The organism is Pseudomonas sp. Marseille-Q0931, assembly GCF_940789645.1.
Taxonomy (GTDB): Bacteria; Pseudomonadota; Gammaproteobacteria; order Pseudomonadales; family Pseudomonadaceae; genus Aquipseudomonas.
In genome coordinates, this window is the sequence record NZ_CALNWT010000001.1 from 561,780 (window position 1) to 577,182 (window position 15,403).

13 protein-coding genes are annotated in these 15,403 nt (G+C 62.9%); all 13 read left to right on the forward strand.

Translation table 11 applies throughout. From position 1 onward, the window contains the following. Nucleotides 1-21: 21 nt before the first annotated feature. The 13 genes from leuB (at nucleotide 22) to P3C50_RS02815 (ending at nucleotide 15,207) form a co-directional block, all read left to right on the forward strand. Nucleotides 22-1,101: a 3-isopropylmalate dehydrogenase gene (gene leuB, locus P3C50_RS02755; RefSeq protein WP_275544786.1), complete on the forward strand. Its 1,080-nt coding sequence runs from the start codon at nucleotides 22-24 to the stop codon at nucleotides 1,099-1,101. 56 nt (nucleotides 1,102-1,157) lie between these two features. After that, nucleotides 1,158-2,270 (forward strand): aspartate-semialdehyde dehydrogenase, encoded by a 1,113-nt coding sequence (gene asd / locus P3C50_RS02760; protein WP_275544787.1) that lies wholly within the window; start codon nucleotides 1,158-1,160, stop codon nucleotides 2,268-2,270. A gap of 137 nt (nucleotides 2,271-2,407) precedes the next feature. Then, on the forward strand, nucleotides 2,408-3,418 hold the full coding sequence (locus P3C50_RS02765) for an aspartate-semialdehyde dehydrogenase (RefSeq protein WP_275544788.1): 1,011 nt from the start codon (nucleotides 2,408-2,410) through the stop codon (nucleotides 3,416-3,418). Nucleotides 3,419-3,573: 155 nt separating this feature from the next. Next, nucleotides 3,574-6,423, forward strand: coding sequence for a FimV/HubP family polar landmark protein (locus tag P3C50_RS02770; protein WP_275544789.1), 2,850 nt, complete (start codon nucleotides 3,574-3,576; stop codon nucleotides 6,421-6,423). An 8-nt stretch (nucleotides 6,424-6,431) separates the two neighbouring features. Continuing rightward, nucleotides 6,432-7,295, forward strand: coding sequence for a tRNA pseudouridine(38-40) synthase TruA (gene truA, locus P3C50_RS02775; RefSeq protein WP_197857303.1), 864 nt, complete (start codon nucleotides 6,432-6,434; stop codon nucleotides 7,293-7,295). Between the two features lie 46 nt (nucleotides 7,296-7,341). Next, the gene (locus P3C50_RS02780; RefSeq protein WP_275544790.1) at nucleotides 7,342-7,992 is read left to right on the forward strand and encodes a phosphoribosylanthranilate isomerase; all 651 of its coding nucleotides are present in this window, start codon (nucleotides 7,342-7,344) and stop codon (nucleotides 7,990-7,992) included. A gap of 117 nt (nucleotides 7,993-8,109) precedes the next feature. Next, nucleotides 8,110-8,994, forward strand: coding sequence for an acetyl-CoA carboxylase, carboxyltransferase subunit beta (accD, locus tag P3C50_RS02785; RefSeq protein WP_275544791.1), 885 nt, complete (start codon nucleotides 8,110-8,112; stop codon nucleotides 8,992-8,994). Next, nucleotides 8,991-10,268, forward strand: a complete 1,278-nt coding sequence (gene folC / locus P3C50_RS02790) for a bifunctional tetrahydrofolate synthase/dihydrofolate synthase (protein WP_275544792.1) — start codon at nucleotides 8,991-8,993, stop codon at nucleotides 10,266-10,268. The genes accD and folC overlap by 4 nt, the downstream gene beginning before the upstream one ends. A gap of 15 nt (nucleotides 10,269-10,283) precedes the next feature. Further along, the gene (locus tag P3C50_RS02795; protein ID WP_275544793.1) at nucleotides 10,284-10,916 is read left to right on the forward strand and encodes an SPOR domain-containing protein; all 633 of its coding nucleotides are present in this window, start codon (nucleotides 10,284-10,286) and stop codon (nucleotides 10,914-10,916) included. A gap of 85 nt (nucleotides 10,917-11,001) precedes the next feature. Beyond that, complete coding sequence (locus P3C50_RS02800; protein WP_275544794.1) at nucleotides 11,002-11,523, forward strand: CvpA family protein; 522 nt, start codon at nucleotides 11,002-11,004, stop codon at nucleotides 11,521-11,523. A gap of 75 nt (nucleotides 11,524-11,598) precedes the next feature. Next, nucleotides 11,599-13,107: an amidophosphoribosyltransferase gene (purF, locus tag P3C50_RS02805; protein ID WP_275544795.1), complete on the forward strand. Its 1,509-nt coding sequence runs from the start codon at nucleotides 11,599-11,601 to the stop codon at nucleotides 13,105-13,107. Between the two features lie 112 nt (nucleotides 13,108-13,219). Further along, nucleotides 13,220-14,431, forward strand: coding sequence for an O-succinylhomoserine sulfhydrylase (locus P3C50_RS02810; protein WP_275544796.1), 1,212 nt, complete (start codon nucleotides 13,220-13,222; stop codon nucleotides 14,429-14,431). Further along, nucleotides 14,431-15,207 carry an SDR family oxidoreductase gene (locus P3C50_RS02815; protein ID WP_275544797.1) on the forward strand — a complete coding sequence of 259 codons (777 nt, stop codon included), beginning with the start codon at nucleotides 14,431-14,433 and terminating at the stop codon, nucleotides 15,205-15,207. The genes P3C50_RS02810 and P3C50_RS02815 overlap by 1 nt, the downstream gene beginning before the upstream one ends. Nucleotides 15,208-15,403 lie beyond the last annotated feature (196 nt).

A 15,403-nucleotide genomic window follows, 5' to 3' on the forward strand; every position in this document is an offset into this window, starting at 1 on the left:
CTATTTCCGAAGGAAATCTTCATGAAACAGATTCTGGTTCTCCCTGGCGATGGCATCGGCCCGGAAATCATGGCCGAGGCGGTCAAGGTACTGAACCTGGCCAATGACAAATACGCCCTGGGCTTCGAGTTGAGCTTCGATGATCTGGGTGGTGCGGCCATCGATCGTTATGGCGTGCCGCTGGCCGACGAAACCCTGGCGCGTGCCAAGGCGGCTGACGCGGTGCTGCTCGGCGCCGTTGGCGGGCCGAAGTGGGACGCCATCGATCCGGCCATCCGCCCGGAGCGCGGTTTGCTGAAGATCCGTTCGCAACTGGGCCTGTTCGGCAACCTGCGTCCGGCCATCCTCTATCCGCAGTTGGCCGAGGCCTCCAGCCTCAAGCCGGAAGTGGTCGCGGGCCTGGACATCCTCATCGTCCGCGAGCTGACCGGCGGCATCTATTTCGGCCAGCCGCGTGAGAGCAAGGTGCTGGAGAACGGCGAACGCATGGCTTACGACACCCTGCCGTATAGCGAGAGCGAAATCCGCCGCATCGCCAAGGTCGGCTTCGATATGGCGCGCGTGCGCGGCAAGAAGCTGTGCTCGGTGGACAAGGCCAATGTTCTGGCGTCCAGCCAGCTGTGGCGTGCCGTGGTCGAGGAAGTGGCCAAGGACTATCCGGACGTCGAGCTGAGCCACATGTACGTCGACAACGCCGCCATGCAACTGGTGCGCGCGCCCAAGCAATTCGATGTGATGGTTACCGACAACATGTTTGGCGACATTTTGTCCGATGAAGCTTCGATGCTCACCGGTTCCATCGGCATGCTGCCATCGGCATCCTTGGACGCCAACAACAAGGGCATGTACGAGCCGTGCCATGGCTCCGCGCCGGACATCGCCGGCAAGGGCATCGCCAACCCGCTGGCCACCATTCTCTCGGTATCCATGATGCTGCGTTACAGCTTCGGCCAGGTGGCCGCGGCCGATGCCATCGAAAAAGCGGTGAGCCTGGTATTGGATCAGGGCCTGCGTACCGGCGACATCTGGTCCGAGGGCAAGACCAAGGTCGGTACCGCTGCGATGGGTGATGCAGTGGCCTCCGCGCTGCGTAGTCTGTAATCTTCCCAGCCCCGCCGGGGTGGTTCCGGCTGGCTGTTTATATAGGTGTAGTCGTTATGAAACGTGTAGGTCTGATCGGTTGGCGTGGCATGGTCGGTTCCGTGCTCATGCAGCGCATGCTGGAAGAGCGGGACTTCGACCTGATCGAGCCGGTGTTCTTCACCACCTCCAATGTCGGCGGCCAGGGCCCTGCCATTGGCAAGGACATTGCCCCGCTGAAGGATGCCTACAGCATCGACGACCTCAAGGGCCTGGACGTGATCCTGACCTGCCAGGGCGGCGACTACACCAATGAAGTCTTCCCCAAACTGCGTGAAGCCGGCTGGCAGGGCTACTGGATCGACGCGGCTTCCAGCCTGCGTATGGATGACAGTGCGGTAATCGTGCTCGACCCGGTCAACCGCAAGGTGATCGACCAGGCGCTGGATGCCGGCAGCAAGAACTACATCGGCGGCAACTGCACCGTCAGCCTGATGCTGATGGCCTTGGGCGGCCTGTACGAAGCCGGTCTGGTCGAATGGATGAGCGCCATGACCTACCAGGCGGCCTCCGGTGCTGGCGCGCAGAACATGCGCGAGCTGATCAAGCAGATGGGCGAGATCAACGGCGCTGTCGCCGATGAACTGGCCGACCCGGCCAGCGCCATCCTCGACATCGATCGTAAGGTTGCTGAAGCCATGCGTGGCGAGGCCTTCCCGGTCGACAATTTCGGCGTGCCGCTGGCCGGCAGCCTGATCCCCTATATCGACAAGGAGCTGCCGAACGGGCAGAGCCGCGAAGAGTGGAAAGCCCAGGCCGAAACTAACAAGATCCTCGGCCGTTTCAAGAACCCGATCCCGGTCGACGGTATCTGCGTGCGCATCGGCGCCATGCGTTGCCATAGCCAGGCGCTGACCATCAAGCTCAACAAGGACGTGCCGATGGGCGACATCGAAGGCCTGATCAGCCAGCACAACCCCTGGGTCAAGCTGGTGCCGAACCATCGCGAAGATTCCATCCGCGACCTCGGACCGACTGCCGTGACCGGCACCCTGAGCGTTCCGGTCGGTCGTCTGCGCAAGCTCAACATGGGCTCGCAGTATTTGGGTGCCTTCACCGTGGGTGACCAACTGCTGTGGGGCGCTGCCGAACCGCTGCGCCGCATGCTGCGGATTCTGCTGGAGCGCTAAGCGCCAGCCGGGTATCCGGAATCAAACGAGGCCCTTCTGTTTTGGCAGAGGGGCTTTGTCTTTTATGGGGCACACATCGTTGCCCGGATGTGGGCGTGCAGTTACAGTGCCGCTCCCTCTGCGTTGTAGGTCAGTCCATGAGTCAGCCCATCAATGTCGCGCTGATCGGCGCCACCGGTAATATCGGCGAAGCGCTGGTCGAGTTGCTCGAAGAGCGCGAGTTTCCACTCAAGGATCTGCACCTGCTGGCCAGTATCGAGTCGGCAGGACAAAGCCTCTCATTCCGTGGCCGCCAGGTCCGGGTCAGGTCGCTCGAGGCCTTCGACTTTTCGCAGGTGCAGTTGGCGTTCTTCGCCGCAGGCGCGGAAGTCACGCGCGATTGCCGCGAGCGAGTGCTGGCGGCCGGCTGCTCGCTCATCGATCTGAGCGCTGCGTTACCGCTGGAGCAAGCACCCTGTGTCTTGCCGGAGCTGGGCGTCGAGGCGCTGCCGGCGTTGAGCAAGCCGTGGTGCGTCAGTGCGCCAACCCCTTCGGCGGTTGCCTGCGCATTGGTGCTGGCTGCATTGAAACCGATACTGCAGCCGCAGCGGTTGCAGCTGACTGCCATGTTGGCGATCTCGACCCTGGGGCGCAGTGGCGTACAGGAGTTGGCGCGGCAGACCGCCGAGTTGCTCAACGCACGTCCGCTGGAGCCCAGGACGGTGGATCGGCAGATCGCCTTCAACCTGCTGGCGCAGGTCGGCGAAGTCGACGAGCAAGGGCACGCGCAGCTGGAGAAGCGTCTCGCCGCAGAGGTTCGGCAATTGCTCGACGTGCCCGAACTTCCGGTGGCCGCGACGTGCGCCCTGGCTCCGGTATTTTTTGGCGATAGCCTGGTGCTTGGCGTACAGGCGGATTCTGAGGTCGACATCAGTACCGTGCTGCAGTTGCTCGAGGCCGCTCAGGGGATCGAGCTGGTTGAGGCGGGCGACTACCCGACTGCTGTGGGCGATGCGGTGGGGCAGGATCAAGTCTATGTCGGGCGGGTTCGTCGTGGTGTCGGCGATCCAACGCAGCTCAATTTGTGGATTGCGTCTGATAATGTAAGAAAAGGCGCCGCACTGAATGCAGTGCAGCTGGCCGAGTTATTGATAAAACACTATCTGTAAAAGATACTTACCTAGAAATTTGAAGAATCTTTCTAGCTTGGCAATACTGGCTGAGTTGATTGCTGAATGGGGAGCCGCTCCTAGAGCGGAGGCAGGCAGCAATTCTCAAGACCCTCTCGCATGCCGAGAAAAAAGCTAAAACAAGGGATAACGCTATGGTTCGGGTTCGCAAACTGGTGCTGGCAATCGCAGCCGCTTCCGCGCTGTCTTCCGGTATGGCGCATGCGCTGGGGTTGGGTGAAGTTACCCTGCAGTCCTCGCTGAATCAGCCGCTGGTAGCGGAAATCGAGTTGCTGGAGGTGCGCGACCTGGCCTCCAATGAGGTGATTCCCAACCTCGCGTCCCCTGAAGAGTTCATCAAGGCGGGCGTCGATCGTCAGTACTTCCTGACCGATCTCAAGTTCACTCCCGTATTGAAACCTAATGGCAAGAGTGTCATTCGCGTTACTTCAAGCAAGGCTGTGCGCGAACCCTACCTCAACTTCCTGGTGGAAGTGCTCTGGCCGAACGGTCGGTTGCTGCGTGAGTACACCCTGCTGCTCGATCCACCGCTTTACTCTCCGCAGACCACGGTAGCCGCTGCGCCGCAATTGCCGATTGCCGCTCCTGCGCCTGCACCGCGTGCGACCGTTGCGCCTTCCGCGCCCGCTCCGAGCAGCGCCGCACCGGCTCCCGCGCCGCGTCCTGCCGCACCGGCCCCGGCTTCTCGCGCCATTGCCGGTAACGAATACAGAACCACTGCCAACGATACGCTCTGGGAAATCGCCCAGCGTGTTGGCGGTGGTTCTTCGGTCAACCAGACCATGCTGGCCATCCAGGACCTGAATCCTGATGCCTTCATTGGCGGTAACATCAACCGCATGAAGAGCGGCCAGGTGCTGCGCCTGCCGGACGAGCAGCAGATTCGCAGCCGCAGCAATGCCGAGGCGGTCGCTCAGGTGGCCGAGCAGAACGCCGCCTGGCGCGAAGGTCGCGCCGTCGCCTCGCGTCAGCTGGATGCCACACGCCGTACCACCGCAGGTTCCGCGCCGGCCACTGCCGAGTCGGCTGACAGCCTGAAGCTGGTCGCTGCTGAAGCCGGCCAGTCCACTCGCGGTAGCGATACCGGCTCGGCCAACAGCAAGGCGCTGACCGACAAGCTGGCCGTGACCCAGGAAAGCCTGGACTCTACCCGTCGCGAGAATGCCGAGCTGCAGAGCCGCGTCGGTGACCTGCAGAGTCAGCTGGACAAGCTGCAGCGTCTGGTCGAATTGAAAGACAGTCAGTTGGCCAAGTTGCAGGCCGATCTGTCGGCGGCTCCGGCTCCGGCTGCTGCGGACGAGCCGGTTGCACAAGCCCCGGCTACCGATGCGCCGGCTGCGCAAGCGCCAACTGCTGAGCCCGAGGTCGCGCCTCCCGTGTCGGAGGCAGCGACACCACCGGCTTCGCCGCCTGAAGAGGCGGCGCCTGACTACAATTATTCCGAGGAACCGGCTGCGCCTGTCGAAGACAGCGCCGCCACCACCGAACAGCCGGCCGAGGAGCCGGCTGCTGCCGTTGAGCCTGCCGCTCCGGCCAAGCCGGTCGAAGAGGCCAAGCCGGCTGCGCCCGCTCCGGCACGAGCTCCGGCTCCGCAGGGCTTTGTCGATGACCTGATGGCCAACCCGATGACGCTGGGCCTGGCGGGTGGTGGCGTGCTGCTGCTCCTGCTGGTCGCCCTCATGGCGCTGTCGCGCCGCAATGCCATGAAGGAAGCCGAGCAGCAAGACGAGCTGGCTGACGAGCTGTCCCAGGATCAGGCATTCGCATCCGATCTGGATATGCCGCAAGACAGCTTCGCCGGTCTCGACGACGAGCCTGTTCAGGCCGCTGGCGAGGAGCGCGTTACGGCACAGACCGGCGATGCCCTGGGCGAGGCGGATATCTACATCGCCTACGGCCGCTTCAATCAGGCGGCTGAGCTGCTGCAGAACGCGATCAACGACGAGCCGCATCGTACCGACCTGCGCCTGAAGTTGATGGAGGTCTATGCCGAGCTGGGTGATCGCGAAGGCTTTGCCCGTCAGGACAACGAGCTGCGCGAAATCGGCGGGGCGAATGCCGAGGCCGAACAACTGAAGTCCAAGTATCCGGCCATCGCTGCCTTTACCGGCGCCGGGGTAGTGGCTGCTGCAGCGTCCGCCGAGGACGACATGGGCGATTTCAACCTCGATGATCTCAGCCTGGACGAGCCGGCCGCCGAGACGCCTGCCGCCACGACTGGCGATCTGGACGATGCATTCGACCTGAGCCTCGATGATCTCGAGGCCGATCTGGAGAGCGATCTTCAGACCGCCAACGCCGATGAGGCGCCGCTGTCGCTGGATGACGACCTGGACTTCGGCCTGATCGACGAGCCTGCTGCTGCGCCCTCTGCTGCGGCTGATGACGATCTGGACTTCGATCTGGCCCTGGGCGACGACAAGGTCGAACTGTCCCAGCCGGCCGACGATCTCTCTGCATTCAGCCTCGAGCTGGACGAGCCTGCTGCCGCCCCCAGCGACGAAGCCGATGATTTCCTGCTGAGCCTGGATGATGACGCGCCGCTGAATCAGCCTGCCGACGATCTGTCCGACTTCAGTCTCGATCTGCCGGAAGAGACGCCGGCTGTCGACCTCGACCTGCCGGCCGACTTCGATCTATCGCTCGAAGACGAAACCCCGGCTCAACCTGTTGTCGAGCCTGACAGCTTTGCAGCGCAGCTCGATGAAGTGACTGCCGAGCTGGATCAGTTGTCGAACGATTTCGAAGAGCCGCAAGCGGCTCCGTTGGCCCCGGTCGATGACCTGTCTGCTGGTCTGGATGGTGACGAAGACTTCGATTTCCTCTCCGGCACCGATGAGACCGCGACCAAGCTCGACCTGGCGCGCGCCTACATCGACATGGGCGACACCGAAGGGGCGCGCGACATTCTCGATGAGGTGGTCGCCGAGGGTAACGACGCACAGCAGCAGGAAGCTCGCGAGATGATTTCCAAGTTGGTTTGATCGATTCCATGTCTGAAGCAGTACCTGTAGCGGCCGCCGAAATGGCGGCCGCTGGCTTTTCCAGAGTCGCCCTGGGCCTTGAATACAAGGGCGCACGTTATCGCGGTTTCCAACGTCAGAGCGGCAAGGTCGCTTCCATCCAGGGGTGCCTGGAGGATGCGCTGTCGAAAGTGGCAGGCGGTGCGCCTGTCACTATTCACTGCGCAGGGCGCACCGATGCGTCCGTGCATTCCAGCGGTCAGGTGGTGCATTTCGATACCACCGTCGAGCGCTCGCTGCATGCCTGGATCATGGGTGCCAACATGAACCTGCCCAGCGACATCAGCGTGACCTGGGCCAAGGTAATGCCGGCGCATTTTCATGCGCGTTTTTCGGCCATGGCGCGGCGCTATCGCTACGTCATCTACAACGACCCGATTCGTCCGGCGCATATGGCTGAAGAGGTTACCTGGAATCATCGGCCGCTTGATGTGGCGCGCATGCGTGAAGCCGCATTGGCTCTGGTAGGCACACATGATTTCAGTGCCTTCCGCGCGACGCGGTGCCAGGCCAAGTCACCGGTCAAGACCGTTCACCATCTGCAGCTGATCGAACATGGCCGCTTTATCGTTCTGGATATCCGCGCCAATGCATTTTTGCACCATATGGTGCGTAACATCGCCGGCGTGTTGATGACCATTGGTGCTGGTGAGCGGCCGCCCGAGTGGGCGCGCGAGGTGCTCGAGCGCGGGGATCGCCATAGCGGAGGCGTGACTGCGCATCCCTACGGCCTGTACCTGGTACAGGTGGATTACCCGGAAGAGTTCGAGTTGCCGTCGCGCTACCTGGGGCCGCATTTTCTTTCCGGTCTGGTAGATGTGCGGCAAGGCTGAGCCTTTGTTACCATCCGGCGTTCGACAGGCAGAAGGTGTGAAGCGAATGCGCGTGCGCAGCAAGATTTGCGGCATTACCCGAGTGGAAGATGCGCTGGCCGCAGTAGAGGCCGGGGCGGATGCCATTGGCCTGGTGTTCTACGCCAAGAGCCCGCGTGCCGTCAGTGTCGAGCAGGCTGCTGCTATCGTGCAGGCGGTACCGCCCTTCGTGTCCTGTGTCGGCCTGTTCGTGAACATGCCGCGTGATCAGTTGCTGGCCGTGTTGCAGCAGGTGCCGCTGGACTTGCTGCAATTTCATGGCGACGAGTCGCCCGCTGATTGCGAGGGCTATGGCCGACCCTACATAAAGGCACTGCGTGTGCGTCCGGGTGAGGATCTGGCTGCCACGATGGCGCCCTATGCCGGTGCGCGCGGCATTCTCCTCGACACTTTCGTCGAGGGTGTGCCCGGCGGAACCGGGGCGGCCTTCGACTGGTCACTCGTACCGCAGGACGCTGACAAACCGATCATCCTTGCCGGCGGCCTGGAGGCGAGCAACGTCGCTGCCGCCATTCGCCAGGTCCGGCCCTATGCCGTCGATGTCAGTGGCGGGGTAGAGGTGAATAAAGGCATAAAGGATGCAGAGAAGATTCGTGCATTCGTGCAGGCCGTGCATGACACGCAATGTGACGGCGATCGAGGCGGGGCCGTCAATTAGCCTGTCACGCCGCCGTGGCTCGTTTCGATGGGCGCGATGCGGCAGAAAAGAATTGCTGGAGATGGGCGCTCACGATGAAGCGTTCATCCGAACCAACGGTTATGGAGAAATGACAGCATGAGCAACTGGTTGGTAGACAAACTCATTCCCTCGATCATGCGTTCCGAGGTGAAGAAGAGCTCTGTGCCCGAGGGCCTGTGGCACAAATGTCCGTCCTGTGATGCCGTGCTTTATCGTCCCGAGCTGGAAAAGACCCTCGACGTCTGCCCCAAGTGCAACCATCACATGCGCATCGGCGCGCGCGCGCGTCTCGATATCTTCCTTGATGCCGACGGCCGCGAAGAGATCGGCGCTGACCTGGAGCCGGTGGACCGTCTGAAATTCCGCGACAGCAAGAAGTACAAGGATCGCTTTACCGCTGCGCAGAAGCAGACCGGCGAGAAGGATGCGCTGATCTCCATGAGCGGCACCCTCGAAGGCATGCCGATCGCCGTTTGCGCGTTCGAGTTCTCCTTCATGGGCGGTTCCATGGGTGCCGTCGTCGGCGAGCGTTTCGTCCAGGCGGCCAATGTTGCGCTGGAAAAGCGCTGCCCGTTGGTGTGCTTCTCCGCTTCCGGTGGTGCGCGTATGCAGGAGGCGCTGATCTCGCTGATGCAGATGGCCAAGACCTCCGCTGCGCTGGCGCGTTTGCGTGAAGAGGGCCTACCGTTCATCTCCGTGCTGACCGACCCGGTCTACGGCGGCGTATCGGCCAGCCTGGCGATGCTCGGCGATGTGATCGTGGCCGAGCCGAAGGCGCTGATCGGCTTCGCCGGCCCGCGCGTGATCGAGCAGACCGTACGCGAAAAGCTGCCGGAAGGCTTCCAGCGCAGTGAGTTCCTGCTCGAACACGGTGCCATCGACATGATCATTCCGCGCAATGAGCTGCGTCCGCGTCTGGCGCGCCTGTTGGCGCAGATGATGCATCGTCCTTCCCCGGTTTCCCTGCCGGCCACTGCATGACCGAACGTAGCCTGGGCGAGTGGCTCGCCTACCTCGAGCAGTTGCATCCCTCGGCCATCGACATGGGTCTGGAGCGCTCGCGCGAGGTGGCGCACCGGCTCGGCCTGGGCAAGCCCGCGCCGCTGGTGATCACCGTCACCGGCACCAACGGCAAGGGTTCCACCTGCGCCTTTCTCGCCAGCCTGATCAGTGCTCAGGGGCAGCGTGTCGGGGTCTACAGCTCGCCCCATCTGCTGCGTTACAACGAGCGTGTGCTCGTCGATGGGCGTGAGGTAAGCGACGAGGCGTTGTGCCAGGCTTTCGCGGCGGTCGAGTCGGCGCGTGGCGAAATATCGCTGACCTACTTCGAGATGGGCACGCTGGCAGCCTTCTGGCTGTTCGAGCGGGCCGGACTGGATGCCGTGGTGCTCGAAGTCGGCCTGGGCGGGCGTCTGGATGCGGTCAATCTGGTAGATGCCGATCTGGCCCTGATCACCAGCATTGGCCTGGATCATGCCGACTGGCTCGGTGATACCCGTGAGTCGGTGGCCTTCGAAAAAGCCGGCATCATGCGTGCCGGCAAGCCTGCCTTGTGCGGTGATCTGGATCCGCCGCTGCCTTTGTTGCAGCAGGTCGCGACCCTGGATGCGCCGCTGTTCCTGCGCGGCCGTGACTATGACCTGAGCGTTAAGGCGCAGGAATGGTCCTGGTATGGCCTCGACGCGCAGGGCCAGGTGCTGCGCCTGGAGCAATTGCCAGTTCTCGATTTGCCCATGGAAAACGCCGCGCTGGCGTTACAGGCCTATGCGCTTCTGCCGCTGCCCTGGGATCAGCAGTGGATTGCTCAGGCGTTGCTGGCCACGCGAGTCACCGGGCGGCTGGATCGCCGCGCGCTGGATTGGCGAGGCAAGTCACTCACACTGTTGCTCGATGTTGGGCATAATCCCCATGCGGCCGATTATCTGGCGCAGCGCCTGGAAAGCCGCCCGCCGAACGGAAAGCGCCGGGCCGTGTTCGCCCTGTTGGCCGACAAGGATTTGCCGGGCGTGGTCGCGCCGCTCTTGAGCCTGGTTTCCACCTGGGCGGTGGCGCCGCTCGATACGCCGCGTTCGCGTTCAGCTGGTGAACTGGCCGGGCATCTGCAGGCACAGGGCGCGGCGGTGGGGCAATATCCGAATGTGCGTGCTGCGCTCGAGGCACAGTGCGAGCAGGCGGCAGATGGTGACGAGATACTGTTGTTCGGATCGTTTTTCTGCGTGGCCGAGGCCCTGGAATGGCTGGCCCGCCCGGCTTGATAAGGGGATTGGGGGATGGCAATGCTGGACAAGGGGCTCAAGCAGCGCATGGTCGGTGCGCTGGTGCTGGTGGCGCTGGCGGTGATCTTCCTGCCGATGCTGCTGTCGCGCGAAGACGAGATGCGTCGCGTGGTGGTCGAGGCTCCGGCGATGCCGCAGGCGCCGGAGGCTGCCGAGATCGTGGTTGAGCCTGCCGAGGTCGTCGAGCCCGAGCCGTTGCCGCAGGAACCTGTGCCGGTCGAGGAGGTTGAGCCGCAGATCGTCGAGGTGCCGGAGCAGCCCAAGCAGACCCCGCCTCCTGCTGCCGAGCCGAGCAAACCCGAACCGGCCAGGACCGAGCCTGCCAAGACCGAGCAGGCCGTCACCACGGCTCCGGCCAAGCCTGAAGGGCGCCTGGACGCCAACAGTCTGCCGATCAGCTGGTCGGTGCAACTGGCCAGTCTGTCCAGTCGCGGTGGGGCGGAGAACCTGCAGAAAACCCTGCGCAGCCAGGGCTACAACGCCTATATCCGCACCTTCGATGGCATGAATCGCGTGTTCGTCGGTCCGTTGATCGAGCGTGCCGAGGCCGAGCGCCTGCGCGACCAGCTCAATCGCCAGCACAAGCTCAGCGGTTTTGTCGTGCGTTTCCAGCCTGAGGCCGGCTGAGCCCATCGTTGATATGCAACGCCCGGTTACCCGATTCGCCGGGCTCTGCTAAAATGCTCCGCCTTTTCCGCTGGTAGGCCGCACCGTGGTATTCACCTGGGTCGATTGGGCGATCATCGCCGTCATCGCCATTTCTAGTCTGATCAGTCTCAAGCGCGGCTTCGTCAAGGAAGCCCTGTCGCTGCTGACCTGGATCATCGCAGGTGTGGTCGCCTGGATGTTCGGTGGCGCATTGGCCCAGCATCTCGTCGAATTCATCGAAACACCTTCGGCACGGGTGATCGCCGCCTGTGCCATTCTCTTTATCGCCACCTTGCTGGTGGGCGCGCTGGTCAATTTCCTGATCGGTGAGCTGATCCGCGTGACAGGCCTGTCCGGTACCGACCGTTTTCTCGGCATGGTATTCGGCGCCGCGCGTGGAGGCTTGCTGGTCGTGCTGCTGGTCGGGCTGATCAGCCTGGCACCGGTTGAGCAGGATTCGTGGTGGCAGCAGTCGCAACTGGTGCCGCATTTTCTGATGGTTGCCGACTGGTCGAAGAACCTCATTCTGGGGTGGTCCGAGCAGTGGTTTACCGGTGGTTCGGCTAACCCAGTCGATCTGCTTTAAAAGAGTGGCCGGCGCGGACCAACCGCTGCACCGGTCGCTGAACTAGCCTGAATTATCTAGCAGGGGTCGTGGCACATGTGTGGCATCGTCGGTATCGTCGGTAAATCGAACGTCAATCAGGCGCTGTATGACGGGCTGACCGTCCTCCAGCACCGCGGCCAGGATGCTGCCGGTATTGTCACCAGCCATGATGGCCGCCTGTTCCTGCGCAAGGACAACGGCCTGGTGCGCGATGTCTTCCAGCAGCGCCACATGCAGCGTCTGGTCGGCCATATGGGCATCGGTCACGTGCGCTACCCAACTGCGGGCAGCTCCAGTTCGGCCGAAGCGCAGCCGTTCTATGTCAACTCGCCGTATGGCATCACCCTGGCGCACAACGGCAACCTGACCAACGTCGAGCAGTTGGCCAAGGAAATTTACGAGTCCGACCTGCGCCACGTGAACACCAACTCCGACTCGGAAGTGCTGCTCAACGTATTCGCCCACGAGCTGGCCCAGCGGGGCAAGCTGCAGCCAACCGAGGAAGACGTGTTCGCCGCCGTCACCCACGTGCACGAGCGCTGCCTGGGCGGCTACGCCGTGGTGGCGATGATCACCGGCTACGGCATCGTCGGCTTCCGCGACCCCAATGGCATTCGCCCGATCGTCTTCGGCCAGCGCCACACCGACGAAGGCGTGGAGTACATGATCGCCTCGGAAAGCGTGTCGCTGGACGTGCTCGGCTTCACCCTGATCCGCGACCTGGCGCCGGGCGAAGCGGTGTACATCACCGAGGAAGGCCAGTTGTTCACCCGTCAGTGCGCGGCCAATCCAAAATACGCGCCGTGCATCTTCGAGCACGTCTATCTGGCGCGTCCGGACTCGATCATGGACGGCATCTCGGTCTACAAGGCACGCCTGCGCATGGGCGAGAAGCTGGCCGAAAAGATTCTCCGCGAGCGTCCGGAGCATGATATCGACGTGGTCATCCCGATCCCCGACACCAGTCGTACCGCTGCGCTGGAGCTGGCCAACCGCCTGGGCGTGAAATTCCGCGAAGGCTTCGTCAAGAACCGCTACATCGGTCGTACCTTCATCATGCCCGGCCAGGCAGCGCGCAAGAAATCCGTGCGGCAGAAGCTCAATGCCATCGAGCTGGAGTTCCGCGGCAAGAACGTGATGCTGGTCGACGACTCCATCGTGCGTGGCACAACCTGCAAGCAGATCATCCAGATGGCCCGCGAGGCCGGGGCGAAGAATGTCTACTTCTGCTCGGCGGCGCCTGCTGTGCGCTACCCGAACGTGTACGGTATCGACATGCCCAGCGCCCATGAGCTGATCGCCCATGGTCGCAGCACCGAGCAGGTGTGCGAGCTGATCGGCGCAGACTGGCTGATCTACCAGGATCTGCCGGACCTGATCGAAGCGGTCAGCGGCAGCAAGAAGATCAAGATCGACAACTTTGACTGTGCGGTTTTCGATGGCAAGTATGTGACCGGCGACGTCGATGAGGCCTACCTGGACCGCATCGAGCAGGCGCGCAACGACGCCAGCAAGGCCAAGTCGCAGGCGGTCAGCGCGATTATCGATCTGCACAACAATTGATGCGCGGGGCAGGGGAATCCTGCCCTTGATTTGTAGCCCGGATGCAATCCGGGGGAATGTCGTATTGAAGTTCCCGGATTGCATCCGGGCTACTTATTCGTGAGGTAGAAAGATGACACTGGAATGGGAAGCGGGGCGGCTCGACAGCGATCTGGATGGTGTTGGCTTCGACACCCTGGCGGTGCGCGCCGGTCAGCGCCGTTCGCCGGAGGGTGAGCACGGCGAGGCCTTGTATCTGACCTCCAGCTACGTGTTCCGTACCGCCGCCGATGCGGCCGCGCGTTTTGCCGGTGAAGTGCCGGGCAACGTCTATTCGCGCTATACCAACCCCACTGTGCGCACCTTCGAGGAGCGCATCGCGGTGCTGGAAGGCGCCGAGCAGGCGGTGGCCACCGCGTCCGGCATGTCGGCCATCCTCGCCATCGTCATGAGTCTGTGCAGCGGCGGCGACCACGTGCTGGTGTCGCGCAGCGTGTTCGGTTCGACCATCAGTCTTTTCGAGAAGTACCTCAAGCGTTTCGGCATCGAGGTGGATTATGTGCCGCTGGCCGATCTGGATGCCTGGCAGGGTGCGTTCAAGCCCAATACCAAGCTGCTGTTCGTCGAGTCGCCGTCCAATCCGCTGGCCGAGCTGGTGGATATCGCGGCACTGGCCGAGATCGCCCATGCGCGTGGCGCGCTGCTGGCGGTGGACAACTGCTTCTGCACGCCGGCCCTGCAGCAGCCGCTGAAACTTGGTGCCGATATCGTCATGCATTCGGCCACCAAGTACATCGACGGTCAGGGCCGTGGCCTGGGTGGCGTGGTCGCCGGCCGCAGCGAGCTTATGAAGGAAGTGGTGGGTTTCCTGCGTACCGCCGGGCCGACCCTCAGCCCGTTCAACGCCTGGATGTTCGTCAAGGGCCTGGAAACCCTGCGTATTCGTATGCGCGCGCAGAGCGAGAGTGCCCTGCAACTGGCGCTGTGGCTGGAGCAACAGCCGCAGGTCGAACGCGTGTACTACGCCGGTCTGCCCAGCCATCCGCAGCATGAGCTGGCGAAGAAGCAGCAGAGTGCCTTCGGTGCGGTGGTCAGCTTCGAGGCCAAGGGTGGTCGCGACGCGGCGTGGAAGGTGATCGATGCCACGCGTGTCATCTCCATCACCACCAACCTCGGCGACACCAAGACCACCATCGCCCACCCGGCCACTACTTCGCATGGTCGCCTGACGCCGCAGGAGCGTGCCAATGCCGGCATCAGCGACAGTCTGATCCGCGTTGCGGTGGGGCTGGAAGAGCTGGAAGACCTGAAGGCAGATCTGGCACGCGGCCTGGCCGCGCTCTGATGCTGGAGTGGGGGAGTGACGATGCGCCCAACAATGGGCGTGTCGCGCTGGTCAGCGGCGCGGCGCGTGGTATCGGTCTGGGTATCAGTGCCTGGCTGATCACCGAGGGCTGGCAGGTGGTGCTGGCCGACGTCGATCGCGAGCGCGGCTCGAAGGTGGCACGTGTGCTGGGCGACAACGCCTGGTTCGTTGCCATGGACGTAGCCAAGGAGGATCAGGTCAGTGTCGGCGTTGCCGAGATTCTTGGTCAGTTCGGTCGTCTCGATGCGCTGGTGTGTAACGCGGCCATTGCCGACCCTCATACGCCGCCGCTGGAGTCGCTCGATCTCAAACGCTGGAATCGCATCCTGGCGGTCAACCTGACCGGAGCCATGCTGCTGGCCAAGCATTGCGCGCCGTATCTGCGCGGGCATCGCGGCGCCATTGTCAACATCGCCTCGACCCGCGCCAGCCAGTCCGAGGCCGATTGCGAGGCCTATGCCGCGAGCAAGGGTGGGTTGGTGGCGCTGACCCATGCGTTATCCATCAGTCTCGGCCCCGAGGTTCGCGTCAATTGCGTCAGCCCGGGCTGGATCGATGCCCGTGACCCATCGCAGCAGCGGCTGGAGCCGCTATCGGTATTCGATCATGCGCAGCATCCGGTCGGCCGCGTTGGCACGGTGGAAGACGTCGCAGCGCAGGTCGCCTGGCTGCTGTCCGATGCGGCCGGTTTCGTCACTGGACAGGAGTTCGTCATCGACGGCGGCATGAGTCGCAAGATGATCTATCAGGACTGACAGCGTATAGAAGCGAGCTCTGTGGGAGCGGACTTGTCCGCGAGCTTTTACGCAGTTCGCGGACAAGTCCGCTCCCACGCAAGCAACTGCAGCTAGCGAACAAGGGCTCCGGTGGGAACTCTTCGTTGCGTCACATGTTGGGCTAATTCGGCCCGCCACTGCCTTCCGGAACCACTCAGCCATCGGTGGTGCCATA

What these genes read in the sequence shown, in the direction of transcription:
- leuB (WP_275544786.1), top strand. Translation starts at nt 22, where the DNA reads ATGAAACAGATTCTGGTTCTCCCTGGCGATGGCATCGGCCCGGAAATC.
- asd (WP_275544787.1), top strand. Translation starts at nt 1,158, where the DNA reads ATGAAACGTGTAGGTCTGATCGGTTGGCGTGGCATGGTCGGTTCCGTG.
- P3C50_RS02765 (WP_275544788.1), top strand. Translation starts at nt 2,408, where the DNA reads ATGAGTCAGCCCATCAATGTCGCGCTGATCGGCGCCACCGGTAATATC.
- P3C50_RS02770 (WP_275544789.1), top strand. Translation starts at nt 3,574, where the DNA reads ATGGTTCGGGTTCGCAAACTGGTGCTGGCAATCGCAGCCGCTTCCGCG.
- truA (WP_197857303.1), top strand. Translation starts at nt 6,432, where the DNA reads ATGTCTGAAGCAGTACCTGTAGCGGCCGCCGAAATGGCGGCCGCTGGC.
- P3C50_RS02780 (WP_275544790.1), top strand. Translation starts at nt 7,342, where the DNA reads ATGCGCGTGCGCAGCAAGATTTGCGGCATTACCCGAGTGGAAGATGCG.
- accD (WP_275544791.1), top strand. Translation starts at nt 8,110, where the DNA reads ATGAGCAACTGGTTGGTAGACAAACTCATTCCCTCGATCATGCGTTCC.
- folC (WP_275544792.1), top strand. Translation starts at nt 8,991, where the DNA reads ATGACCGAACGTAGCCTGGGCGAGTGGCTCGCCTACCTCGAGCAGTTG.
- P3C50_RS02795 (WP_275544793.1), top strand. Translation starts at nt 10,284, where the DNA reads ATGGCAATGCTGGACAAGGGGCTCAAGCAGCGCATGGTCGGTGCGCTG.
- purF (WP_275544795.1), top strand. Translation starts at nt 11,599, where the DNA reads ATGTGTGGCATCGTCGGTATCGTCGGTAAATCGAACGTCAATCAGGCG.
- P3C50_RS02810 (WP_275544796.1), top strand. Translation starts at nt 13,220, where the DNA reads ATGACACTGGAATGGGAAGCGGGGCGGCTCGACAGCGATCTGGATGGT.
- P3C50_RS02815 (WP_275544797.1), top strand. Translation starts at nt 14,431, where the DNA reads ATGCTGGAGTGGGGGAGTGACGATGCGCCCAACAATGGGCGTGTCGCG.